This window comes from Vibrio sp. ER1A (genome assembly GCF_000733315.1).
GTDB classification, from domain to species: Bacteria; Pseudomonadota; Gammaproteobacteria; order Enterobacterales; family Vibrionaceae; genus Vibrio; species Vibrio mediterranei.
Genome location: NZ_JPJA01000035.1, coordinates 1 through 1,437 on the forward strand (window position 1 = coordinate 1; position 1,437 = coordinate 1,437).

3 pseudogenes are annotated in these 1,437 nt (G+C 41.0%); all 3 read left to right on the forward strand.

The features are described 5' to 3' along the window. Positions 1 to 662: 662 nt before the first annotated feature. Positions 663 to 1,041 (forward strand): annotated as a pseudogene (locus HW45_RS28685) (IS6 family transposase); the annotation flags it as partial. Then, positions 1,026 to 1,166, forward strand: a pseudogene (locus tag HW45_RS30285) (DDE-type integrase/transposase/recombinase); the annotation flags it as partial. The pseudogenes HW45_RS28685 and HW45_RS30285, both read left to right, overlap by 16 nt. Before the next feature lie 64 nt (positions 1,167 to 1,230). After that, a pseudogene (locus tag HW45_RS29860) lies at positions 1,231 to 1,437 on the forward strand (IS5/IS1182 family transposase); the annotation flags it as partial.

Here is a 1,437-nt window from a genome sequence, read left to right on the forward strand (position 1 = left end):
ATATTAGAGCTTTTATTAAATTAATATATATTTTATTTAGCTAATGCTAAAGTTGTCATTTTCTCTAGAATATTATTCTTGCAGACGCTTTACAATAGAGTAAAACATGAATTCACTATTCGGTTTAAATATATAACCAGAGTTCTATTGCGTAATTCTACCTTACATCGCGCATTCTTGGCAGCTCTGTTGCAAGTAGGTATGGTGAGTGAATGGAACCATGAGGGAAGCATCAGCCCATCATCAACGTATGAGTGATTAGACAGATCTCTCCTGTTGTTCCTCGACCGTATTGCCACATTTGGTTCTGTCGCAAAGTTTTACTTCATAGGTTAAGATTTGCCCAATGTCTATTCAACACTCTGAATCTTAGGTGTTTAAAGGTTGCCATTTCCTATCCAACGTCATTCTCGAAACCCTACGCTACTATCTCTCTTACAAGCTTAGTTATCGCGAGATTGAAGAAACTCAGAGAGAGCGCGGAGTGACTGTGAATCACGCAATCATCAATCGGTGGGTCATCAAATACGCCCGCTATTGGAGCTCAGGACACGCCGAAGAAAGAAAACGGTCGTCTATTCGTGACGGATGGATAGGGCTTGTTGCAAGAAATGTAGCAAAGACTCAGAATTTCGTCTTTCCCCATCTAATCTAGCTGTTCAATGACTAACCCCAAATTTAAATGGAAACATTTTGCCCCTGATATCATCTTATGGTGTCGCGTTGGTATGGTTCAACTCCAATGAGCTACGCTAACCTCAGCGACATGCTGCAAGAGCATGGAATTTTGGTTAACCGCGAGACCATTTATCTTTGGTTCATTGAATATGCGCAGCATTACGTAAAAAATTACGCCGTCGTCAATTCATTCGAGCTGACTCTTCGTGGCAGCTCGATGAAACCTATATGAAGGTGAAAGGAAAATGGCATTATCTGTACCGAGCTATCAACAAACAAGGTGAGACGCTGGACTTCTATTTCTCCCACAAACGTAATAAAGATGCGGCTTATGAGTTCCTGAAGCGGTGTCTGCGTCAATATCCATAAGAGTTACGGCCTCAAACATTAAACACCGACAAGTGAAGTATCTCAATAATGGTATCGAATCCGATCACGTTCCTATCAAGAAACTCGTAGTAGGCACCGGTGGGGCTTTGTTGCCGAAATCGAATGAACTAAATCAAAATCTTACGATCAGATCAGGGACATTCATTTGCTGACTTTGGTTTTATACCGAAGCCTCGCTATAAAACCACCAATTGGAGTAAGTACAATAAGTATATAGTGAATTGAGGTTAAATAATGTTTGGGAGAGACGAAGAAGCAAGATAGGAGTGGACAGAATCTAAACAGAATAGATGAGGTAGCGAGCGATTGATTAGTGACTTAGCTATCACAACCGCTCTCATGGTGAAGCGCATCTTTTCAAAGCCCTTA